The 22,265-nt window shown below is 53.8% G+C and carries 19 protein-coding genes; 9 read left to right on the forward strand and 10 right to left on the reverse strand.

The genetic code is table 11. The features are described from left to right. Positions 1-487: 487 nt before the first annotated feature. The 4 genes from AC0Z7K_RS23015 to AC0Z7K_RS23030 all read left to right on the forward strand — a co-directional run bounded on the left by AC0Z7K_RS23015 (position 488) and on the right by AC0Z7K_RS23030 (position 4,684). On the forward strand, positions 488-1,513 hold the full coding sequence (locus tag AC0Z7K_RS23015; protein ID WP_112168400.1) for an amino acid ABC transporter substrate-binding protein: 1,026 nt from the start codon (positions 488-490) through the stop codon (positions 1,511-1,513). A gap of 103 nt (positions 1,514-1,616) precedes the next feature. Further along, positions 1,617-2,795: an amino acid ABC transporter permease gene (locus AC0Z7K_RS23020; protein WP_413530525.1), complete on the forward strand. Its 1,179-nt coding sequence runs from the start codon at positions 1,617-1,619 to the stop codon at positions 2,793-2,795. A gap of 9 nt (positions 2,796-2,804) precedes the next feature. Then, the gene (locus AC0Z7K_RS23025; protein ID WP_413530524.1) at positions 2,805-3,914 is read left to right on the forward strand and encodes an amino acid ABC transporter permease; all 1,110 of its coding nucleotides are present in this window, start codon (positions 2,805-2,807) and stop codon (positions 3,912-3,914) included. A gap of 8 nt (positions 3,915-3,922) precedes the next feature. After that, positions 3,923-4,684, forward strand: a complete 762-nt coding sequence (locus tag AC0Z7K_RS23030; RefSeq protein WP_413530523.1) for an amino acid ABC transporter ATP-binding protein — start codon at positions 3,923-3,925, stop codon at positions 4,682-4,684. A 131-nt stretch (positions 4,685-4,815) separates the two neighbouring features. Here the strand turns inward: AC0Z7K_RS23030 and AC0Z7K_RS23035 are convergent, their stop codons facing one another. Beyond that, a complete protein-coding gene (locus AC0Z7K_RS23035) occupies positions 4,816-5,505 on the reverse strand; it encodes an LrgB family protein (protein ID WP_413530522.1) in 690 nt (229 codons plus the stop codon). After that, a complete protein-coding gene (locus AC0Z7K_RS23040; RefSeq protein ID WP_413530521.1) occupies positions 5,498-5,920 on the reverse strand; it encodes a CidA/LrgA family protein in 423 nt (140 codons plus the stop codon). The genes AC0Z7K_RS23035 and AC0Z7K_RS23040 overlap by 8 nt, the downstream gene beginning before the upstream one ends. 113 nt (positions 5,921-6,033) lie before the next feature. Here AC0Z7K_RS23040 and AC0Z7K_RS23045 point away from each other — a divergent pair, with 113 nt between their 5' ends. Continuing rightward, complete coding sequence (locus AC0Z7K_RS23045; RefSeq protein WP_485616094.1) at positions 6,034-6,924, forward strand: LysR family transcriptional regulator; 891 nt, start codon at positions 6,034-6,036, stop codon at positions 6,922-6,924. A gap of 107 nt (positions 6,925-7,031) precedes the next feature. On the opposite strand, the gene cspE is transcribed toward AC0Z7K_RS23045, so the two are convergent. The 5 genes from cspE to AC0Z7K_RS23070 form a co-directional block, all read right to left on the reverse strand. Continuing rightward, positions 7,032-7,244 carry a transcription antiterminator/RNA stability regulator CspE gene (gene cspE / locus AC0Z7K_RS23050; protein ID WP_056779359.1) on the reverse strand — a complete coding sequence of 71 codons (213 nt, stop codon included), beginning with the start codon at positions 7,242-7,244 and terminating at the stop codon, positions 7,032-7,034. A 1,070-nt stretch (positions 7,245-8,314) separates the two neighbouring features. Next, positions 8,315-9,964 (reverse strand): Na+/H+ antiporter, encoded by a 1,650-nt coding sequence (locus AC0Z7K_RS23055; RefSeq protein WP_112168408.1) that lies wholly within the window; start codon positions 9,962-9,964, stop codon positions 8,315-8,317. 470 nt (positions 9,965-10,434) lie between these two features. After that, a complete protein-coding gene (locus AC0Z7K_RS23060; RefSeq protein ID WP_485616095.1) occupies positions 10,435-10,665 on the reverse strand; it encodes a hypothetical protein in 231 nt (76 codons plus the stop codon). A 151-nt stretch (positions 10,666-10,816) separates the two neighbouring features. After that, a complete protein-coding gene (locus AC0Z7K_RS23065; protein WP_112168410.1) occupies positions 10,817-12,184 on the reverse strand; it encodes an NCS2 family permease in 1,368 nt (455 codons plus the stop codon). A 547-nt stretch (positions 12,185-12,731) separates the two neighbouring features. After that, positions 12,732-13,400 carry a glutathione S-transferase family protein gene (locus AC0Z7K_RS23070; protein ID WP_485616097.1) on the reverse strand — a complete coding sequence of 223 codons (669 nt, stop codon included), beginning with the start codon at positions 13,398-13,400 and terminating at the stop codon, positions 12,732-12,734. 268 nt (positions 13,401-13,668) lie between these two features. On the opposite strand from AC0Z7K_RS23070, the gene AC0Z7K_RS23075 reads away from it, so the two are divergent. Beyond that, on the forward strand, positions 13,669-15,762 hold the full coding sequence (locus AC0Z7K_RS23075; RefSeq protein WP_485616099.1) for a putative bifunctional diguanylate cyclase/phosphodiesterase: 2,094 nt from the start codon (positions 13,669-13,671) through the stop codon (positions 15,760-15,762). Between the two features lie 12 nt (positions 15,763-15,774). On the opposite strand, the gene AC0Z7K_RS23080 is transcribed toward AC0Z7K_RS23075, so the two are convergent. Both AC0Z7K_RS23080 and AC0Z7K_RS23085 read right to left on the reverse strand, forming a co-directional pair. Further along, positions 15,775-17,337, reverse strand: a complete 1,563-nt coding sequence (locus AC0Z7K_RS23080) for a methyl-accepting chemotaxis protein (RefSeq protein ID WP_485616101.1) — start codon at positions 17,335-17,337, stop codon at positions 15,775-15,777. Between the two features lie 234 nt (positions 17,338-17,571). Next, a complete protein-coding gene (locus AC0Z7K_RS23085) occupies positions 17,572-18,372 on the reverse strand; it encodes an inositol monophosphatase family protein (protein WP_485616102.1) in 801 nt (266 codons plus the stop codon). Between the two features lie 181 nt (positions 18,373-18,553). On the opposite strand from AC0Z7K_RS23085, the gene AC0Z7K_RS23090 reads away from it, so the two are divergent. From AC0Z7K_RS23090 to modA, 3 genes are all read left to right on the forward strand, one after another. Beyond that, positions 18,554-19,186 carry a LysE family translocator gene (locus tag AC0Z7K_RS23090; protein ID WP_485616103.1) on the forward strand — a complete coding sequence of 211 codons (633 nt, stop codon included), beginning with the start codon at positions 18,554-18,556 and terminating at the stop codon, positions 19,184-19,186. Between the two features lie 111 nt (positions 19,187-19,297). Beyond that, a complete protein-coding gene (locus tag AC0Z7K_RS23095) occupies positions 19,298-20,371 on the forward strand; it encodes an ABC transporter substrate-binding protein (RefSeq protein WP_485616104.1) in 1,074 nt (357 codons plus the stop codon). A 52-nt stretch (positions 20,372-20,423) separates the two neighbouring features. Continuing rightward, the gene (modA, locus tag AC0Z7K_RS23100) at positions 20,424-21,164 is read left to right on the forward strand and encodes a molybdate ABC transporter substrate-binding protein (protein ID WP_413530514.1); all 741 of its coding nucleotides are present in this window, start codon (positions 20,424-20,426) and stop codon (positions 21,162-21,164) included. A gap of 5 nt (positions 21,165-21,169) precedes the next feature. Here the strand turns inward: modA and AC0Z7K_RS23105 are convergent, their stop codons facing one another. After that, positions 21,170-22,024 (reverse strand): PA4780 family RIO1-like protein kinase, encoded by an 855-nt coding sequence (locus AC0Z7K_RS23105; RefSeq protein WP_485616105.1) that lies wholly within the window; start codon positions 22,022-22,024, stop codon positions 21,170-21,172. Positions 22,025-22,265 lie beyond the last annotated feature (241 nt).

Consider the following 22,265-nt stretch of genomic DNA (forward strand, 5'->3'; position numbering starts at 1 on the left):
ACGCCCCCGACCGTCAAGGCCGAGGGCGGTTAAGATGTCAAAAACCCGCTATCCGGTGAATCCTCATGCCGCTCCGCTTAAGTGAACGGCATTGCACCGCGCGTGGGTTTTTTATTGCCTGTTTAACTGTCACGCGCAGCACTGATCAACGCCCTGCCCTGATTTAATCCTTCCTCCCGCGCCTCAATCATACGAAATACTTCTGTTTACGAATGATTAAGGAGCAACGAGATCTGCACTCCAAATAATAAATTCTCCGCACCCTTTTACGGCAGTCACATTGACCGCGCACTGAAACAGGGCAATACATTTCATAACGTCCGTCAATGTTACTGACTAATTCCTCACTGTGACTAGATTGATGGCCGTTTTTCGATGTTGGCACTCCCCTTGCAATGACAGGTGCAGAGGGCGACGCCCCAAAACAGACAGGGTGCCCCGGCACTCACACAATAATAATTCTCAGTTTTGTCTCACAGGACGCTTTATGAAAAAAATATTGCTCTCAACGCTGATTGCCGCAGCAAGCTTCGTGACACTGGCTGGTCAGGCGCATGCCGGTACTACTCTGGATGCAGTTAAAAAGAAAGGTTTCGTACAATGCGGTATCAGCGATGGTCTGCCGGGCTTCTCCTACGCTGATTCCAAAGGCAAATTCACCGGTATCGACGTGGATCTTTGCCGCGCAGTCGCCGCTGCGGTATTTGGTGATGCTGAGAAAGTGAAATACACCCCGCTGACCGCCAAAGAGCGCTTCACCGCGCTGCAGTCTGGTGAAGTGGACATCCTGTCCCGTAACACCACCTGGACCTCATCCCGCGACGCGGGCATGGGCATGATCTTCGCTGGCGTTAACTACTACGACGGCATCGGCTTCCTGACGCATCAGAAAGCCGGTTTGAAAAGCGCCAAAGAGCTCGACGGTGCGACAGTCTGCCTGCAGGCCGGTACGGATACCGAGCTGAACGTGGCTGACTACTTCAAAGCCAACAAAATGACCTACACCCCGGTGACCTTCGACCGTTCTGACGAAAGTGCTAAAGCGCTGGATTCAGGCCGCTGTGACACCCTCGCCTCTGACCAGTCTCAACTGTATGCACTGCGTATCAAACTGGGCAAACCGGATGAATTCATCGTTCTGCCGGAAGTGATTTCGAAAGAACCTCTGGGCCCGGTCGTTCGTCGTGGTGATGAAGACTGGCTGGCCGTTGTGCGCTGGTCTCTGTACGCCATGCTGAATGCCGAAGAAATGGGTGTGACCTCTGCCAACGTGGATCAGCTGGCCGCTAACCCGACTACGCCAGACATGAGCAACCTGCTGGGTAAAACCGGGACCTACGGTGCTGACCTGAAAGTACCTAACGATTGGGTAGTAAAAATCGTTAAACAAGTCGGCAACTACGGCGAAAGCTTTGAGCGCAATGTCGGTCAGGGCAGTGAGTTGAAAATCAAACGTGGTCAGAACGCCCTGTGGAATAAAGGCGGGATCCAGTACGCACCACCGGTACGCTAAATATCTTTCGTTCTTGACGTTGAAAAGTGTTTAAGGATGTTGGTGCACCGGTCGTTCCCCGGTGCATCACTTCCACGGTTTTACCTGCAGGTCGAGGTTAATAATGTCGCAACGCCCAACCGTAAAGGCTTCGTTCTCGCTGACCAACCCGGCAGTCCGCGCCTGGATTTACCAAATTTTCGCGGTGGTGTTGCTGGTAGCCTGTCTCGGTTACCTTCTCCACAACACCATTACCAATCTGACTACACGAGGGATCACCTCGGGATTTGCGTTTCTTGAGAAAGGTGCCGGTTTCGGCATTGTTCAGCATCTCATTGATTACCAGGAAGGCGACACATACGCCCGTGTCTTTGTTATCGGCTTGCTTAATACCCTGCTGGTTTCTGCGCTGTGCATCGTGTTCGCATCGATTCTCGGGTTCATTATCGGGTTAGGACGCCTCTCCGATAACTGGCTGATTCGCAAAGTCTCGACGGTCTATATTGAGACGTTCCGTAATATTCCCCCGCTGCTGCAAATCTTCTTCTGGTACTTCGCGGTACTGCGAAACCTGCCTGGCCCGCGTCAAAGTCTCAATGCATTTGATCTGGCCTTCGTCAGCAACCGCGGTTTATACCTGCCGTCGCCGGAGTTATCGCCGGGTAGTCTGGCCGGTTTCATCGCCCTGCTGCTGGCCGTATTCGGGATTTTCGCACTGAAACGTTACAACCATTTTCGTCAGATCCACACTGGCCGCGTCTGGCGTATCTGGCCCTGGGCAGTGCTGATGCTGCTGGCGTTCCCGGCGCTTGCACATCTGTTCTTCGGGCCTGCCGTTCACTGGGACGTCCCCGCCCTGCGCGGATTTAACTTCCGTGGCGGCATGGTGCTGATACCGGAGCTGGCGGCATTAACGCTGGCGCTGTCGGTCTACACCTCGACGTTTATCGCCGAAGTGATCCGCTCCGGTATTCAGTCGGTATCGCACGGCCAGCATGAAGCCGCCCGTTCGCTCGGCCTGCCGAATCCGGTCACGCTGCGTCAGGTCATTTTACCGCAGGCGATGCGGGTCATCATTCCCCCGCTGACCAGCCAGTACCTCAATATTGTCAAAAACTCCTCACTGGCAGCCGCTATCGGTTATCCGGATATGGTGTCGCTGTTTGCCGGTACGGTGCTGAATCAGACCGGTCAGGCGATTGAAACCATCGCTATTACCATGTCGGTTTACCTGATCATCAGCCTGCTGATCTCGTTCCTGATGAACATTTATAACCGGCGTATTGCGCTGGTCGAGCGTTAAGGGAAACCCATGACGATGACAACACTTCCTCCGGGAGTCAGAGCCGTGAAGCCCGGCACACCGCTCGGGACTGCCGTGCTGTGGGCGCGCAAAAACCTCTTTTCGAGCTGGTTCAACAGCCTGCTGACCGTGTTTTGTGTGTGGCTGATGTGGCTAGTGATCCCTCCAATGCTCAACTGGATTGTCTTCCAGGCGAACTGGGTGGGCACCACGCGCGCAGACTGTACCAAAGCCGGTGCGTGCTGGGTCTTTGTACATCAGCGCTTCGGGCAGTTTATGTATGGCCTGTATCCGGGTGATCAGCGCTGGCGCATCAACCTCACGCTGATTGTCGGGCTGCTGACGCTTGCGCCGATCTTCTTTAAAGCGATGCCACGTCGCGGACGTTATATCGCAGTGTGGATCGTCCTCTTCCCGATCTTCACCTGGTTCATGCTTTACGGCGGATTCTTTGGTCTGAGCCGCGTGGAAACCCGCCAGTGGGGTGGCCTGACGCTGACGCTTATCATTGCCGCCGTCGGTATCGCCGGTGCGTTACCGCTGGGAATTTTGCTGGCGCTGGCGCGACGTTCGCGTCTGCCGATTGTCCGCATCCTGTCAGTGATTTTCATCGAGTTCTGGCGAGGCGTACCGCTCATCACCGTGCTGTTCATGTCCTCGGTGATGCTGCCGCTGTTCATGACCGAAGGAACCAACATCGACAAACTGGTGCGCGCACTGGTGGGTGTGGTGCTGTTCCAGTCGGCGTATGTCGCGGAAGTGGTGCGCGGTGGTTTACAGGCGCTGCCGAAAGGCCAGACCGAAGCTGCTGAATCGCTGGCACTGGGCTACTGGAGGACGCAGGGATTAGTCATTCTGCCGCAGGCGTTGAAAATGGTGATACCGGGTCTGGTCAATACCATTATCGCGCTGTTTAAAGACACCAGCCTGGTGATCATCATCGGCCTGTTTGACTTGTTCAGCAGCGTACAGCAAGCCACCGTTGACCCGGAATGGCTCGGTATGTCGACCGAAGGCTATGTCTTCGCCGCCGCCGTTTACTGGATTTTCTGTTTTAGCATGTCGCGTTATAGCCAGCATTTGGAAAGACGCTTTCACACCGGACGTTCCGCACACTGAGGTAAACCATGAGCGACCATCACGTCACTGAAAACCAAAATATGATGATCACGCTGGAAAACGTGAATAAGTGGTACGGACAGTTCCACGTATTGAAAGACATCAATCTGAGCGTCAAACCGCGCGAGCGCATTGTGCTGTGTGGCCCGTCCGGTTCCGGTAAATCAACGACCATTCGTTGCATCAACCATCTGGAAGAACATCAGCAAGGCCGCATCATCGTTGATGGCACGGAGCTGAACGATGACCTGCGTAATATCGAACGCGTACGCACGGAAGTCGGCATGGTGTTCCAGCACTTCAATCTGTTCCCGCATCTGACCGTGTTGCAAAACTGTACGCTGGCGCCGTGCTGGGTGCGTAAGATGCCGAAGAAAGAGGCGGAAGAACTGGCAATGCACTATCTCAAGCGCGTGCGTATCGCCGAACACGCCCATAAATTCCCCGGCCAGCTCTCCGGCGGCCAGCAGCAGCGCGTGGCCATCGCCCGTTCGCTGTGCATGAAGCCGAAGATCATGTTGTTCGACGAACCGACGTCCGCGCTGGATCCGGAAATGGTAAAAGAAGTCTTAGACACCATGATCGGGCTGGCGGAAGAAGGCATGACGATGCTGTGCGTGACACATGAGATGGGATTTGCGCGGACGGTGGCAGATCGGGTGATCTTTATGGATCGCGGGGAGATCGTCGAGGAAGCGCCACCGCTGGAGTTCTTTGCTAATCCTAAGTCAGCGAGGACGCGGGAATTTCTGTCACAGGTGATTCACTAATCTTGCTCCTTCACCTGCGAAGGGGAATCCGGGAGGGGTATTAAAGACAAAACAAGAAGTTAAGCACGTTTCAACTTTAGTTTTGACCTTAATACCCCCCTTTCCTTCGCAGGGGGAGGGAGCCTTAATCATCACCACATCAGCACCCCAATCGCCGGTGCAATCACTACCGTCACGACTCCCGCCAGCATCATCACCAGACTCGCCACGACGCCCTCTTCAGCCCCAAGTTCATAGGCTCTCGCGGTCCCCGCACCATGCGACGCAGCCCCAAACCCGGCGCCTTTCGCCAGCCCGCTTTTCACCGCCAGCCGCAGGAACAATATATCGCCGACGGCCATGCCGAATACGCCGGTGATCACGACAAACAGCGCCACCAGATCCGGCTGCCCGCCCAATTGTTTTGCCGCAGCCAGCGCAAACGGCGTCGTAATCGAACGTACTGCCAGACTGCGCTGAATTTCTTCAGGCAGCGTCAGCATTCTCGCCAGCCACACTGAGCTGCTGACCGCCACGACGATAGCGGTCAGCACGCCCGCGCTGAGCGACATCCAATGACGACGGATCACCGCCATGTTTTCATATACCGGCACCGCGAAGGCGATAGTTGACGGCCCGAGCAACCACAGCAGCCAGTGGGTTTCGCCGATATAGTCCTGATATGTCGTGTGCGTCACCACCAGCAATATCACCAGCACGATCGGCGTGAACACCAGCGGCATCAGCAGCAACGTGCGGCGCTGGCGATAGAGTTTTTTGTTGGCGTAGTACAGGCCAAGCGTGATGACAAAACACAAAATACTGATGAGCAGATCAGTCACGAGAGGCCTTCCTCGCCGCCAGACGCTGTTCCAGCCGGTAAACCCGATCGACAACTAACGCCGTTGCGCCAAGTGTCAGCACAGTGCTGATGCCAATCACCAGAAAAATCTTCCAGCCTTCGATCATCAGCAACTGCGCGTAATTCACTACCGCGACCACCGCGGGCACGAAGAACAGCAACATTTCCGCCAACAGCCAGCGCGAACCGGCTTTGACCCAGTTCAGCGGCAATATGCGCAACATAATCAACAGCAGAAGCATCAGCATACCAACAATGTTGGCGGGTAACGGCAGATGCAGCGCAGTGACAAGACGGTCGGCAATCACAAATAAAACCGCATATAAAACCACCTGAACGGGGATTTGACAGCGAATCAGCAGGGACGGCGCTTTAGTGCGCAACGCCAACAACATGGGAACGACCTCGAAAGGCGAAATAAGAGAAGAAATGAAGTATACGCTGGCAGGAAACCGGTAAAGAAATGAATTAAAATCATAAAAATGATTCCAAAACGGAATACTCAAAGATGGACGTTCGTACGCTGCGTTATTTCGTCGAAGTGGTCCGCCAGCAAAGCTTCACTCGTGCGGCGGAAAAACTGTTCGTCACCCAACCGACTATCAGCAAAATGCTGCGGCACCTGGAAGAAGAGCTGGAGTGCACACTGATTGTCCGCGATGGACGACGCTTACGCCTGACCGACAGCGGTCAGGCGCTCTATCAGCGCGGGCTGAATATCCTCGAAGAGTTTCGGCAACTGGAGGCCGAACTCGAGGACATTAATTCCCTGAAATCAGGCCACCTGCGGCTGGGCATTCCGCCGATGGTGGGCACACAGATCGCGCCGCTGATCGGCAGTTTCCGTCAACAATATCCGGGCATCGAACTGGTCATCTCTGAATTTGGCGGGCTGACTGTGCAACAGGCAGTAATCTCCGGCGAACTGGATCTGGCGCTCACCGCCCTGCCCGCCGATGCCGTACCTTCTATCGCATCGCTTCTTCTCTTCAGCCATCCGCTATGCGTAGTGGTGCCACGCACGCCGCACTGGCAGAAACGCAATAGCATCGCCCTCAGGGAGCTGGCGGAAGAAAGTATTCTGATTTACAACGAAGATTTTGCGCTTTACCGGCAGCTGATGGACGCCTTTGCTGCGCAAGGTTTCATTCCGAAAATCGCCGCCCGCAGCGGGCAATGGGACTTCCTGGCTGCGATGGTGCAAACCGGCATGGGTGTGGCGATCCTGCCCGAACCCATCTGCCAGCGACTGGATAAAAATGAGCTGATGTGGCTGCCGCTGGTGCCTTTGATGCCGTGGCAGCTTGGCCTTATCTGGCACGACGGTAGTTACCTTTCCAACAGCGCGCAGGCGTGGATTATGTTGTGTAGGGATTACTGGAAACCGGCGCAAGGCTGATATAAATGAAAAAACCCGCTCAGGGCGGGTTTTTTTATCACTATCACTTATCTGCTCAGGCTCAGGACCTTCATCGCTGTCGCAAGTGTTAGCGTAATTATCGGCAATTAAAGCGCGATAACATTAGCTGCTGACGGGCCTTTAGCGCCGTTCTCGATAGAGAACTCTACTTTTTGGCCTTCGTCTAAGGTTTTAAAATCGCTGCTCTGAATGGCGGAGAAGTGTACGAACACGTCTTTGCTGCCGTCTTCAGGAGTGATGAAGCCGAAGCCTTTTTCAGGGTTAAACCATTTTACTAAACCAGTCATTTTGTTAGACATAGATACTTCCTTTCATTTTTTTGAGCCGCTTATGCAGCAAAGATGGCCTGTTTTGCAGAGATTTACTTATTGGGCACTTAGGAGGAGGCTCATGAAGAAGGGTATCTAGGATAACGCTTGAAATGAGGACTGCTTTACTAAAACTGCTTTCATAAGGTCTGTGTTCCAAACCGATGGCATCATAATAGGCCTGGTTTGATTTTTTAAGCAAGGATTAATTTTTGATGAATAACTAAGCAGACAAGCGGTCGAAGCACTAACCAGGATGAGGACAGGGGGAAATTCAGTATTGATGCAGAAACAATAAAAGCCCTGACCATTGCAGTCAGGGCTTTTAAGGTACTACGAACTTAAGATTTAACATTAATGGACTTACGAATTATTACTGCTTATGGTACTACTTTTAAATGCACACGTTTACCAAGATAATATCGGGTTAATACTAACTAAAACCTCCCTCTATTTCCCATTTAAACCACACCAATCCGATAATAAACTCGAGAATGGCACCTTAAACAAGTACATTTCCCCTCGCGACATATATTTTTGATGCATGGCCTTACTTTCGTTGCGATGACTTAACTAAAAAACCCAAAACCAAAATCGCAAACAATTACTTTTTGTATCATGGCCTTACATCGTCGCGCTATCGTCACTACTTTGCGATTTAATCTATCAACTACAGAGCCTTAAAGCATTGCCGATATAAGATTTTTAGACTTTTCTTAATATCGGACACCCATACAAAAACACTTCGTGGCCTTTATCGCAAATAACACCTTACACATATCTAAAACTTATCAACTACAACAGCAAACTAGCGTATCGCCGCTGTTGAAGGCTAATTTACGGATTTTTGAAACAGTGTCAATACTGTTATTAATAACATGTTTTTATTAACATGTTTTTATTAGCAGCATGCGTTAATCGTCGCGTTTTAGGATGCTGCTTATTCCTTTACCCTTTGGATACACCCGTGAAGCTAATGACGCAGATTGCCCACAAAATGTCAAAACGACAGGTGATGGCCCGCTTGCTAAAGCGGGCTTTTTACACTCATCCGGTGGACGTTACACTTCTTTTTCCACGAGGAGAGCTTCCAGCAAATCGAGATCGTGCAGCAGTTTTTGCAGCGTCTCGTTGCTGATTTTTTGCGTGGCGCGCAGGTGATACAGCTCGCCACGTTCAGCGCGCAGCGCGGTCAGGCGGAAACGACGCTCGAGGTTTTCGAGCTTCAGTGCGGTTTCCATATCATCACGGTTTGCCGTCCTTCGCCGCAGTGTCCCGATCACCCGCGAACTGATTTCCTTCAGCGTTTGTTCATCGATGTTCTCTTCGGTATCGGCCGCCAGACGTTCTTCCATCTTGTGCAGGCTTTCGATCGCCACCTCCGCCGCGATGGATTTCGCCATGCGCTCTTCTTCGCGATACGCAGAGCCATCGGCGACAACCACGCCTTTGAGCAGGAATGGCAACGCAATTACACCGGCAATCAACGAGAAAAGAATGACGCCGGTCGCCAGAAAGACCAACTGATAGCGCGACGGGAAGGCAGAACCATCGGCCAGGAACAGTGGAATCGAAAGCACACCGGCAAGGGTAATTGCCCCACGTACGCCGGCAAACGATGCTACCCACAGCTCACGCGTGCTATAGCTGCCGAAAAGTAGCGGTTTCTTTTTCAGGAAACGGTTGCTGAAGTTCTTCATCACCCACAGCCAGACGAAACGCAGGATCAGCAGCGCGAAGTAGATAATCCCGACGTCGGCGAACAGGTGCCAGGTCACGATAGACGGATCATGCGTTGCCTGATCGATCGAGTTTTCCAGGATACCCGGCAGTTGCAGGCCCAGCATGATAAACACCATGCCGTTGAACACAAACTCAAGCATCGCCCAGACGCTGTTGGCACGCAGACGCATCGCCAGTGGCGCGTTACGGATAATGCCGGACTGGCTGATGGTCATACCGGCGGCGACGGCGGCCAGAATGCCCGATACACCGATGTGTTCGGCAATCAGATAAGACGCGAATGGCAGCAGCAGCAGGAACACGATTTGCGTGGCCGGGTCATCTCCGCTCCAGCGGCTCATGATGCGCAGCGATTTACTGTACAACCACGTCACCGCGACACCGGCCATCAGGCCGCCGATGGCGACTTTCAGGAACTCGACGCTCGCCCCACCGACGGTGAAGATCATCGTGCCCATTGCCACGGCAATGGCGAATTTCAGCGACACCAGACCGGACGCGTCATTCATCAGCGCTTCACCTTCCAGCACGCTCATGATCGATTTCGGTATGCGGCCCTTGCCGACAATCCCGCCCAACGCCACGGCATCGGTCGGTGACAGCACGGCGGCCAGCGCAAACGCAGCAACCAGTGGAATATCCGGCACCATCATATATATCAGATAGCCGATACCGACGACGGTGAGCAGCACCAGTACCAGCGCCAGCCCAAGTATTTCGCGCCCGTGGTGGAGGAATTCACGGGTCGGGGTTTTCCAGCCATCCGCGAACAGTAACGGCGGAATGAAGAGGACTAAAAACAGTTCCGGGTCGAAATCCACGTGCAGACCAAAATTCGGCCAGGCCAGTAAGGCACCGACGGCGATCTGCATTAATGGAAGAGGAACCTGAAACGGCAACATTCTGGTTACGACACCGGAGAGCGACACCACCAGAATCAAAATCAGAATGGTAAAGAATATTTCCATGCTTTCCTTAGACTCTTGTTTTTATGATTTCAATCAGACGGGGTCTGACACGTACAGGGGGAATAGTAGATCAAAAAAAGCGTACTTTTAAATCAGAGCGTGCTTAAAGCCGCTTTTAAACCCAAGTCAAGGTACCCAGACTGGCTTCAAGGTCAACACCGTGGGCTCGCCGCCCACACTGGCCTTAAGGGCGGCTTTAAAAGCGGATCGCGTAAGTTTCGGTTTCTCAATAGCAGTGATCTCTTAACTCGTCGCGACGAAACCGCCCAAAGAGGGCCAGGACGGGCCCTCTTTGGAATCTCCACGTCTTTTTAAAACACGCGCTATCGCTGGAACGATGGCCGTGTTCTGTAATTAACGCGTGTGGCGCAAAACCCTGCCGCTGCGCAGTTCCCTCGCTCGGTCTTCGAGCCTTAGGTCTCGAAGCCGCTCCGTTCGGCAGGATTTTTCGATCGCGCCATCTCAACATTTTAAAAAACAAAACCAGAAAATTTGCACAGCGTATTTGGGTTTCTGAAATGTTCTGAGCCGGTGAGGTTGTGACCTAGAAAGCTTTGGCCGCTTTCAAAAATCACGCCGGAGGGAGAGGTGGAAAACCGCGCGGCTTTTTTTGCGCGGGTTGTAACCCGACCGGAGGGCACCGCGCAGCGGCGAGATTTTGCGGCAATCACAGAAGTCGCTGAAACATAGCCCGTCAGCATGGCACATGTTTGAAAAAGCGAGGGGAGTGCAGAGGGGAAAGACTTTCCCCTCTGCTCGGTTTAAGTGCGGTAAGTTAAGCGATCACCGTTATTGAGAAACCGAAAACTTCTCGACCAAAAAATTAAGCCCGCCAACTGCCCGGACAGGCACTTAGATAGCCCATCCACCCGCATAAAACACCACCAACGCCACCGCGATGATCACCGTCCCGACGTTAAGCTTGCGCCATTCCCCCGAGAAGATACGGCCAATCACCAGCGCGCTGAAGCCCAGCATGATCCCCGTAACGATGTTGCAGGTCAGTACGATAAATACCGCACATAACAAACCCGCCATAGCATCGACAAAATCAGTGAAATCCAGTTTGTTAACGTTGCTCAGCATCAGCAGGCCGACGTACATCAGCGCTGGCGCGGTAGCGTAAGCTGGCACCAGATAAGAGAGCGGAGACAGGAACAACATCAGCAGAAATAACACGCCGACAACGGTGGCCGTCAGGCCGGTTTTACCGCCCGCTGCCGTACCTGCGGCAGATTCGATATAGACCGCAGCAGGAGAGGCGCCAACCAGGGAAGCGAAAATGCTGCTGACGGAGTCGGCTGTCAGGGCTTTACCGCCGCTGATGATCTGACCCTTTTCGTCCAGCAGATTAGCCTGCCCGGCGACAGCACGGATGGTGCCGGTGGCGTCGAAGACCGCCGTCATCACCAGCGCCAGAACGCTAGGCAAGACTGCCGCTTTCATCGCGCCCATGATGTCGAGATCGAAAATCACTGATTTGCCATCCGCGCCCGCCAGAGAAGGCATCGCGAACAAGCCCTGATATTTCACTGCCGGATCGAAAATCAGACCGATAATCGAAATCGCGATGATCACCAGAAGAATGCCGCCCGGCACGCGCAGTTTTTCAAGGCCGAAAATCACCGCCAGACCTAGCAACGTCATGACCACAGGGAAAGAAGTGAAGGCACCCAGCGCGACAGGCAAACCGTCTAAAGGATTTTTCACTACCAGACCGACACCGTTGGCAGCGATCAGCAGCAGGAAAAGACCAATACCGATGCCTGTCCCATGCGCAACGCCCATCGGCAAATTGCGCAATATCCACGAACGGATCCCGGTGACCGAGATAATCGTGAACAACACGCCCATCAGGAAGACCGCGCCCAGCGCAACCGGCACACTGATGTGCTGGCCGAGCACCAGACTAAACGCAGTGAACGCCGTCAGCGAGATGGCGCAACCAATCGCCAGTGGCAGATTTGCCCACAGCCCCATCAGCAGGGAACCGAAACCGGCGACCAGACAGGTCGCGACAAACACAGCGGTCGGAGAGAAACCCGCTTTGCCGAGCATAGACGGCACCACAATCACCGAATACACCATGGCCAGGAACGTCGTTAACCCGGCGATCACTTCCTGACGCACGTTACTGCCACGCGCACTGATTTTGAAATAAGCATCAAGCGGGCCCTTTGGCGCAATCGCGCGGCCCGTTTGAGGTTGTTGACTCGACATGGAAAATCCTCTGGATGTCTTTACTGAATAGCCTGCGTGGTCATTATGAAACCGTTTCTTCACGTTCGCTTCCCTACCTGCCGTGATGAAAACCGACAAAACCGGCCTCAACACCTCAGGGCAAACGTTTAACTCACATCGCGTATGGCGGGACTAAAATTTGGCGCAAACGATTATCCGGCCTCTTATACCCTCTTTTCAACTCCGTTTGCCGACAATTTACCTTTGTCCGGTCAATAAAAATGCAGATTTGCTGCAAATTTAATCCTGTGGCGATTTACTGAACGGTATCGGTTGCGCATGCAGCAACGGTAATGGAGAAATCGCGGGGATGGAAAAAGGAAGGAAGGCGGTATCAGAATTGAAAACTGACGCTGAAAAAGAAGAAAGAAAACCAGAACAGCGATCCAAGAAATGAAAATCAAAAAGTAGCATGATTGTTTTTAAGGGTTATTTTTAAAAGCGTTCATTAAGTAAAATACTTTACTGATGAACGCCCGAAATAAACATAACAGCAGTGTTAAAACTCAGCGATGTTTAAAAATGCCTAACGCATTATCGTAAATGGCCCTCCAGTTTCCAGGGCTTTTTGATAAGCCGGACGCGCCGTGACATTGGATAACCACGCATTCAGATGAGGATATTTGCCCAACCCGGCGCGCGCATTGATGGCTTCGACCGGGAAACTCATCTGTATGTCAGCCGCGCTGAACTGATAACCCGCGAAATAAGGATGGGTGGCGAGGTGTTGCTCGAGGTAATCCATGTGAGTCACCAGCTGCTTGTCGATGTAATTTTTCTGCACACCCTGCCCGATAGCACCGGCAATCGGACGGATCAGCCACGGCATCGGCGGCTTACCTAATCGGCCAAATATCAGCTTCATGACCAGCAGCGGCATTAGCGAACCTTCAGCATAATGCATCCAGTAACGGTATTGCTGGCGCTCGGCAAAGGCGGTCGGTTTGAGCAGCCCTTCTGTATCATAAACTTCCTGCAAGTATTCAATGATTGCGCCCGACTCGGCAAGGATCAGCCCGTTGTCTTCCAGCACCGGTGATTTTCCCAAAGGATGCACTTTTTTGAGTGAAGCGGGCGCCAGCATGGTGGATTTATCCCGCTGATAACGCTCAATTTCATAAGGAACGCTCACTTCTTCCAGCATCCACAGAATTCGCTGTGAACGTGAATTATCCAGATGATGTACTTTAATCATAATTCTGTTCCATCCCGTGACGTTTAATTATTTGTTAACTATAGACAACAGTTTCGCTCTCTGTTTATCACGCTTTTAAAAACCCCGCATTTCACAAGTGTAATTTTGTGGCTCTATTTTTTTATTTGATTAAATTCACTTACAGATTAATCTTAATTACACGAAAAACTCTCTCGTGACTTCATTCGCGTTTAATAACTCTATTGCGATTATTGCCGAATATAAAAATAGCCCGTCGTTTTTGACCCCTGCTTGTGTGGAGCCTTACATGTTTTCCAGTAATTACAACAATGTGCTGGTGATGTTCTCATTCATTGTTGCAATGCTTGCCTCTTATACCGCGCTGGATATGGCGGGTCGGGTCGCGACCACTCAGGGAAAGGCCTCCCGTCTCTGGTTAACCGGTGGCGCTATCGCCATGGGGATCGGTGTCTGGTCGATGCACTTTATCGGAATGCTGGCATTCAATTCAACAGTATCAATGGGTTATGACCCTCTCATCACCTTATTTTCCATGCTCATCGCCATTATCTCTTCCGCCTTTGCGCTGTGGCTGGTGTGCCTGCAACAGCTGCCGATGATGCGCTTACTGGCCGGTTCATTGCTGATGGGTGGCGGGATTGCCGCGATGCATTACACCGGCATGGCGGCGATGCGCATGATGCCCGCGATCGTATACAGCATACCGTGGGTGATGGTTTCTGTGCTGGTGGCCGTGGTGGCCTCGGGCGCGGCACTGTGGATGGCGTTCCATTTACGCCAGCAGTCGCCGAATGTGCGTTTGTTGCGCATCAGCGCGGCAGTCATCATGGGCACCGCGATTGTCGGAATGCACTATATCGGCATGGCCGCGGCCAGTTTCCCGCCGATGAGCCACAGCATGGCGGCGTACAGCGGCGTGGATAACAACTGGCTGGCGTTGCTGGTAATTGTAGTGACGCTGGCAATACTGGCGATCACACTGATTATCTCGGTGCTCGATGGCCGTATGCAGGCGCGTACCTCGGTGCTGGCCTCTTCACTGGCGCAGGCCAACCGCGAGCTGACGCAGCTGGCGCTGCACGACAATCTGACCAAACTGCCAAACCGTTTATTGCTCGAAGACCGCCTCGGCCAGGCGGTGCAGAAAGCGGTACGTGAGGAATCCGAGTTCGCAGTGCTGTTTATCGATCTTGATGGTTTTAAAGCGGTGAACGACGCCTTTGGCCATCACATTGGCGATCAGTTGCTGATCTCGGTGACCGAGCGTCTGCTTTCGCATGTTCGTGCATCGGATACGCTCGCACGTCTGGGCGGCGACGAATTTGTCCTGCTGACCGAAATCACCGAGCCGACCGACGCCTCACAGCTGGCGGATAAACTGGTGCATCTGATTGCTCGCCCGTTCTACGTTTCCCGCTATGAGCTGCTGGTCTCCGCCAGTATTGGTATCGCGGTTTACCCGGGCGACGGCGAGAACGAACGCGAGCTGATGCTCAATGCCGATGCGGCGATGTATCACACCAAAAACTCGGGGCGTAACGGCCACAGCTTCTTCCAGCCGTCAATGAATGCCAATGCACAGAACCAGCTACAGATGCTGAACGATCTGCGTCTGGCTATCGAACACCACGAGCTGCGCCTGCATTATCAGCCAAAATTTATCGCACCTTACGGGCCGGTCAGCGGTTTCGAAGCCCTGTTGCGCTGGGAGCGCGAAGGTAAAACCCTCAGCCCGGACGTGTTCCTGCCGCTGGCAGAAAAAACCGGTCTGATTATTCCCATCGGCGAATGGGTTTTGAATGAAGCCTGCCGCCAGCTGCGTGAATGGCACCTCGACGGGCACACTACCTGGACGGTAGCGGTTAATCTTTCCGCACTGCAATTTGAGCAGGCAAATCTGGTGGAGATGGTGATCGATACCGTGGAGCGTCACCACATTCCACCGGCGATGCTGACGCTGGAAGTCACCGAAACCACCGCGATGCGCAACCCGGACGTCAGCGTGGCGATCCTCGAACGTCTGACTCAGTTTGGCGTGAAGGCGTCGATTGATGATTTCGGCACCGGTTATTCCAGCCTGTTGTACCTGAAACGTTTACCGGCCAGCGAGCTGAAAATCGATGGTGCCTTTATCAACGATCTGATTGCCGGAAGCGAAGACGCCAGCATTGTTTCGGCGATTATCGCCCTCGGCCAGACGCTGAATCTGAAAGTGGTGGCCGAAGGTGTGGAAACCGCCCAGCAGCAGGATTTCCTCACTCAGCTGGGCTGTGACACGCTTCAGGGCTACCTGCTCGGACGTCCGATGACGCCTGAGCAAATCGCCCGGCACCCGGATTCGGCGTGGGATCCACAGCTTTCTATTACGCAGCAACCCTGAAGCGCCTCTGACTTATTCGACCGCCGTGCGGAAAAACCGCACGGCATTGCGCAACTCGAGACTTTGTTCCGTCAGCGATTGCGCCGCCGCAGCGGCCTGTTCCACCAGCGCGGCGTTCTGCTGCGTCACCCTGTCCATCTGATCCACCGCAATCCCGACTTCATGAATGCCAGTATGTTGCTCGGTGCTGGCGGTAGAAATCTCACTGACGATCCCCGCCACTTTATTCACTGAATTCACAATTTCGTTCATTGCATGGCTGGCACGATCGGCCTGCTGCGACCCTTCGGCGATTTTTGTCACCGTGCCGTGAATCAGGTTTTTAATCTCCTTCGCTGCCTGTCCGCTTTTTTGCGCCAGCACGCGCACTTCGCTGGCGACGACCGCAAACCCTTTACCCTGCGTGCCCGCCCGCGCCGCTTCAACCGCCGCATTCAGCGCCAGAAGATTGGTCTGGAAGGCAATCCCTTCAATCACGCTGATGATATTGATGATTTCATTCGAGCTGCCGGAGACGTCGCGCATATGCGCCTGCATCCCGCTGACGATCGACCCGCCCTGTGATGCCGTCTCAGACGTCGCGTGCGCCAGCTGGCTGGCTTCACGCGCATTCTCTGCATTCTGGCTGACTGTCGTCGTGAGGTTCTGCATGTTGGCGCTGGTCTGCACCAGCGACGCCGCCTGCTCTTCGGTGCGCTGCGATAAATCGATGTTGCCCTGCGCAATCTCGCTGGCAGCGTGATTTATCGACTCGCTGCCGCTCATAATCTGATGGATAGTCTGATTGAGCTGCTGATTCATGCTGCTCAGCGACGCCAGCAAACTGTGCTTATCGCCGGGGCGCAGGATAATGTCCGTCGCCAGATTCCCCGCCGCAATCTCCTGCATGATTGATGCCGCATACGCCGGTTCGCCGCCCAGTTGCCGGTTAAGATTTCGCGCCAGCAACAGCGCCATACCGAGAGACAGCAGCAACGCCACAATCACCAGCACCAGAAACAGCACGCTGGCGGCGTGATAATGGCTGCGTGCGGAGGCAGCCGCCTGCTCGCTGTTGCTCACTTCGTCTTTGACCAGAGTGGCCAGATCGGCCATCAACTGCGTGCGGTATTTACGCGAGTTGTCACCGCTGATTTGCGTAGCCTGCGCAATATCATTGCGCTCCATCGCTTCAATGACCTGATCGTTCGCCAGCGAAAACTGCTCAAAGTTAGCGATGATTTGCTTAAACAGCGCCGACTGACTGCCGCCGCTGTTCAGGTTGCGGTACGCATTTTCAGCGGCTTTAAAGTTCTCCACCGCCTGCATGATTTCTATCCGATGGCCGTCGCGCGACGCTCCCTGCGGGGAAGCAATATATTGCACCTGTTGCAGGCGCAGCTCGGCCAGCGTGCCGCGCATCACCAGCGGGTACTGAACGCCCGGCAAGCGGTATGCCCGATAGTCTTCAATCTGCTGATTAATGTTCTTCAGCTGCCAGGCGGAGGTCGCCGCCAGAACCAGCATCAGGGAAAGCACGAGCGCAAACGCGCCCAGCAGGCGGGCAAGCACGGAAAGTTGGGTCAATTTGTTCATCAGGACACGACAAAGTGAGTGACAGGAGTCAGAGATAACGGCACTGCGGAGAGGAACTTTATGGTGAAATGAAACAATATTTCATTTTGTTAAATGCGATTATTTATCCTGTAATCAGCAGGTTACCGGACGAATTCAGAATGTTACTTAACGGGAGGAAAGTATGAGGATAACAACACTTTTCCGCTTTGCCCCCGGAAATAGCCGGGAGCAGCGTGCAGAGGAAATAAAGCCCTAGCGCGGCTCGAAATCCGGCCATAACGTTTCTGCCGTCGCCATCAGGGAAGGCGTTCCGGCAGCGATCGACATATGGCGATAATTTTCGTTTCCGGCCGGGCCGGTAAAGCGGACAACGGTTTGCAGCCCGGCTTCCTGACACAGTACCGCGCCACCGGCGATATCCCACAGCGTGGTGCGGCGTTGCAGGTGGCCGTCGATAATTCCTTTGGCGGCGAATACCATGCCGATGGTGGTGCAGCGATAGCAATGCACCGACCACTCTGCGGTGCGCAGCCCGCGATAAAACGCCGAAGCTTCATCCAGCTTGTCGTCAGAGCTGTCGCCCAGCGAGACAATCTGCACGTCGCTAAAACGGTCATCACGGCGGAAAGGTTTGCCGTTGTGGAAGATACCTTTAGCGGATTCTGCGGCAAACAACTCGTTCAGCACCGGTAACGCCACCACACCGATCACTGGCTGTTTGTTCTCAACCAGCCCGAGCGATACGCCCCACAGCGGCGAACCGCGCAGGAAATTCGACGTGCCGTCAATCGGGTCGATCACCCAGCAGGCCGCATCCGTCAGCACGCCGCCCATTTCCTCACCGATGACGGCATCCTGCGGGAAATGCTCAGCCAGCTGCGCACGGATAAACTGCTCTACCGCCACATCGGCCTCCGACACGAAATCCTGCGTGCGTTTACTGCTGACTTCGATGCTGTCGCGACGGTTAAAAAATCCCAGTGCCAGTTCAGCGGCCTGAGCCGCAATATGGCTGGCTTTCGCCAGACGCACGGACATTTTGGTATTCGTCATTATCAATCCTGATTTCAGTCTGAGGGGAAAATCGCTCTCTTAGAATGTACCTGATTTTCTCAGGGCTGGATGAAGGCAGTATGACAACCGGCGCGCTGATCATTGTCTGAAGGCTTGCCAAAACAGCCTAAAAACCTCTATATCTTTATGCACAACGTTTCTGATTTCCCCGGAGAATGCCATGCCCGATGCCGCCCATTTGCTGTCCTTTTTACTGATTTGTGTCGGACTGGTGCTCACGCCCGGCCCTAACATGATTTACCTGATATCGCGTTCGCTGTGTCAGGGCCCGAAAGCGGGTCTTATTTCGCTCGGCGGTGTAGTGGTCGGTTTTTTGTTTTACATGGTGTTTTCAGCGCTGGGCATCACCGCATTGCTGATGGCGGTGCCGTTTGCCTATGACGCGCTGCGGATTTGTGGCGCGGCATACCTGCTGTATATGGCGTGGAATGCGGTGAAGCCCGGCGGGCGTTCACCGTTTCAGGTGAAAGATTTACCGCGAGACAGCAACAAAAAGCTGTTCACCATGGGGCTGGTGACCAATCTGCTTAACCCCAAAGCCGCCGTGTTGTATTTGTCTTTGCTGCCGCAATTTATTGTGCCGTCACAGGGGCATGTGCTGATGCAGTCACTGGTGCTGGGCGGATCGCAAATTATGGTCAGCTTTACGTTTAACGCGCTGATTGCGGTTTCGGCGGGCTATATTGCGGCATTTCTGGCCGGACGGCCTCTGTGGATGGTCATTCAGCGCTGGCTGATGGGCGCAGTGCTCGGCGGGCTGGCGGTGAAAATGCTCACTGAAGGCCGTAAGTAACTTTCTTTTTTGCGCCAGTGCCGTTTCCAAAAGCGGCATTATCGCCGGTCATATTCATCACGCCATTAACGTTATATAATTCTCTGCATAACGAAACCAGAGGATTTATCCGTGCGCGCTTTTTCTTCCACTGTTTTACTCGGACTCGTTCTGAGCCTTGCTTCGCATTCCGCTCTCGCTTCCCGCCAGATAACCGACCAGCTGGGTCGTCAGGTCACGATCCCCGATCGGGTCGATCGCGTGGTCGTGCTGCAACATCAGACCCTTAATCTGCTGGTGCAACTGGATGCCACGAAAGATATCGTCGGCGTGCTGAATAACTGGCAGCAGCAGCTCGGCAGCGGCTACGTGCGTCTTGCACCGTCTCTGGTAAAAACGCCGGTGGTGGGCGATCTGACCAACGTAAATCTGGAAAGCGTGGTGGCTTTGCATCCGCAGGTAGTGTTCGTTACCAACTATGCGCCGCAGGAAATGATCGACCAGATTAGCCAGACCGGCATCGCCGTGGTGGCGGTTTCACTGCGAGATGATCCGAAGGGCGAAGAACACAAAATGAACCCGGCGCTGCCGGATGAGGACAAAGCCTATACCGAAGGGCTGAAGAAAGGCATTCAGTTGATTGGTGAGGTGGTGAACCGCCAGAAACAGGCGCAGGCATTGATCGACTATACTTTTTCACAGCGCCAGTTAACCGGCGAACGGCTGAAAGCCATTCCGGCTGACCAGCGCATTCGCACGTACATGGCCAATCCGGACCTGACCACTTACGGTTCCGGAAAATATACCGGGCTGATGATGGCCCGTGCGGGAGCGATGAACGTGGCCGCCGCGACGGTGAAAGGTTACAAGCGGGTATCTCTGGAACAGGTGATCGCCTGGGATCCGCAGGTGATCTTCGTACAGGACCGATATCCGCAAGTGGTCGGGCAGATAATCAGCGATCCAAACTGGCAAAGCATTGACGCGGTGAAAAACCATCGTGTGTACCTGATGCCGGAATACGCCAAAGCCTGGGGCTATCCGATGCCTGAAGCGATGGCGATCGGTGAATTGTGGATGGCGAAAAAACTCTATCCGCAAAAATTCACCGACATCGACATGCAAAAGCAGGCGAATGCCTATTATCAGCGCTTCTACCGGACGGATTTCAAACCCGCCGCAGAAGCCCCGCACGCCGGGAAATAATCGTCTTCTCCGGCATCGCGCTTATTTTCAAGCAATGTGACAAGGAGATCTGATGACCAAAGCGATCAAAGTGCTCGCCGCAGGCAGCCTGCGACGGGCATGGGCACCTCTGTGTGAGGCGTTTCTGGCACAAACCGGCACCAAAGTGGTGACGGAATTTGGCCCCGCCGGGCTGCTGCGTGAGCGAATCGAAAAAGGCGAGAAACCGGATTTGTTCGCCTCGGCCAACACCACGCATCCGCTGGCGTTGCAACAGCACGGTAAGGCGTTGAGCGTGGAAACGTTCTGCGGCAACAGTCTGTGCGTGACGGCGCGCAAAGGGCCGGATCTGGAGAAGCTGAACTGGCTGAGCGTACTGCTGGATCCGCGCTTTCGCCTCGCGACATCGACGCCGCTGAGCGATCCGTCCGGAGATTACACCTGGAAAATGTTCGAGCAGATCGAACGCCGCCACCCGGATGCCGGTGCGGTGCTGCGCAATAAAGCGTTGCGACTGGTGGGCGGTGAGAACTCGGCGAAAGTGCCGGAGGGGAAACTGGCGGCAGAATGGTTGATTTGTACCGGGCAGGCCGACGTGTTTATCGGCTACACCAGTTACGCCACCCTGCTGCGGGAAAACGACGAGCTGGAAGTCTTTAATATTCCTGCGGATTACAACGTGCGCGCCAGCTATGCACTCGCCACCTGTACCGAAAAAGCGCAACCGCTGGCGGACTTCATCCTGTCAGAAACCGGCCAGCATATTTTGCAGAACGCCGGTTTTTGCGGGAAGCATGCGGTGATGCCTGACTGAAAAACTCAGTCGAAATCTCTTTCCTTCATTGCCCGCTGACGATCGTAAAACTCATCTTCGGCGGCAATGATTTCATCGAGCAGTGAATCTACATCGGCTTTATGCGTATCTTCTGCAAACTCACCGGTCAGAATGGTTTCCGGCGTCAGTTTGCCATCTTCATACAATGCCCAGATCTCTTTCGCATAACGCGTGGCCGCCAGCTGCGGTGCAAAGCGGCTGTAATATTCGGTCATGTTATTCACATCGCGCTCAAACATGGATTCAGCATGGTTATTGGCCGCCGCATCCACTGCCTGAGGCAGGTCGATAATCACCGGTCCTTCGGCATCCATCAACACGTTAAATTCTGATAAATCGCCGTGAACGATACCGGCGCACAGCATCCGCACAATGTTGCGGATCATCGTCTCGAAATCCGCGACGGCTTCTTCTTCAGTCAGGATCACATCGCTCAGACGCGGCGCAACTACGCCATCGCCGTCGGTGATGAGTTCCATCAGCAACACGCCGTCGAGGCAGATATAAGGCTGCGGCACGCGCACACCGGCATTGGCCAGACGAAACAGTGCATCCACTTCCGCTGTCTGCCAGGATTCTTCCTGCTGCTTACGGCCAAACTTTGAGCCTTTTTGCATCGCACGCGCGTTGCGGCTGTTACGGACTTTTCGGCCTTCCTGATACTGGACAGCCTGTTTGAAGCTACGCTGAGTCGCTTCCTTATAAACCTTGGCGCAACGGATCTCTTCACCGCATAAAACAGTGTAAACGTCGGCTTCTTTGCCACTTTTCAGTCGACGGACCACATCGTCTATCAGGCCGTCATCCACCAGAGGTTGGATTCTATTTGGGATTTTCATGCAGCCTTGTACCTTATTTCAGCGCGTGAGGGAATGACCTGCGCAATATTCCCTGCATTACACACCAGACACGCCGTTCGCGTCATCCTCGTTATCGCTATAGACCGGTCCAAAGACAGACCCCCTAAACATCACTAGTTTAACGTAGTGACAGCATGGTGGATACTTTCTGCACGTATCTTCTCGCTTTTACCTGCAAAAAATGTCGCCCGCGCTTCGGCTATCCTCCCACGACAGATTA

This window comes from Rahnella sp. 1L-D-7-B-C2 (genome assembly GCF_057290995.1).

Coding starts and splice junctions, on each gene's coding strand:
- AC0Z7K_RS23075 (WP_485616099.1), top strand. CDS start 13,669: ATGTTTTCCAGTAATTACAACAATGTGCTGGTGATGTTCTCATTCATT.
- AC0Z7K_RS23030 (WP_413530523.1), top strand. CDS start 3,923: ATGAGCGACCATCACGTCACTGAAAACCAAAATATGATGATCACGCTG.
- AC0Z7K_RS23090 (WP_485616103.1), top strand. CDS start 18,554: ATGCCCGATGCCGCCCATTTGCTGTCCTTTTTACTGATTTGTGTCGGA.
- AC0Z7K_RS23020 (WP_413530525.1), top strand. CDS start 1,617: ATGTCGCAACGCCCAACCGTAAAGGCTTCGTTCTCGCTGACCAACCCG.
- modA (WP_413530514.1), top strand. CDS start 20,424: ATGACCAAAGCGATCAAAGTGCTCGCCGCAGGCAGCCTGCGACGGGCA.
- AC0Z7K_RS23105 (WP_485616105.1), bottom strand. CDS start 22,024: ATGAAAATCCCAAATAGAATCCAACCTCTGGTGGATGACGGCCTGATA.
- AC0Z7K_RS23015 (WP_112168400.1), top strand. CDS start 488: ATGAAAAAAATATTGCTCTCAACGCTGATTGCCGCAGCAAGCTTCGTG.
- AC0Z7K_RS23040 (WP_413530521.1), bottom strand. CDS start 5,920: ATGTTGTTGGCGTTGCGCACTAAAGCGCCGTCCCTGCTGATTCGCTGT.
- AC0Z7K_RS23065 (WP_112168410.1), bottom strand. CDS start 12,184: ATGTCGAGTCAACAACCTCAAACGGGCCGCGCGATTGCGCCAAAGGGC.
- cspE (WP_056779359.1), bottom strand. CDS start 7,244: ATGTCTAACAAAATGACTGGTTTAGTAAAATGGTTTAACCCTGAAAAA.
- AC0Z7K_RS23085 (WP_485616102.1), bottom strand. CDS start 18,372: ATGACGAATACCAAAATGTCCGTGCGTCTGGCGAAAGCCAGCCATATT.
- AC0Z7K_RS23070 (WP_485616097.1), bottom strand. CDS start 13,400: ATGATTAAAGTACATCATCTGGATAATTCACGTTCACAGCGAATTCTG.
- AC0Z7K_RS23045 (WP_485616094.1), top strand. CDS start 6,034: ATGGACGTTCGTACGCTGCGTTATTTCGTCGAAGTGGTCCGCCAGCAA.
- AC0Z7K_RS23055 (WP_112168408.1), bottom strand. CDS start 9,964: ATGGAAATATTCTTTACCATTCTGATTTTGATTCTGGTGGTGTCGCTC.
- AC0Z7K_RS23080 (WP_485616101.1), bottom strand. CDS start 17,337: ATGAACAAATTGACCCAACTTTCCGTGCTTGCCCGCCTGCTGGGCGCG.
- AC0Z7K_RS23025 (WP_413530524.1), top strand. CDS start 2,805: ATGACGATGACAACACTTCCTCCGGGAGTCAGAGCCGTGAAGCCCGGC.
- AC0Z7K_RS23060 (WP_485616095.1), bottom strand. CDS start 10,665: ATGCTGACGGGCTATGTTTCAGCGACTTCTGTGATTGCCGCAAAATCT.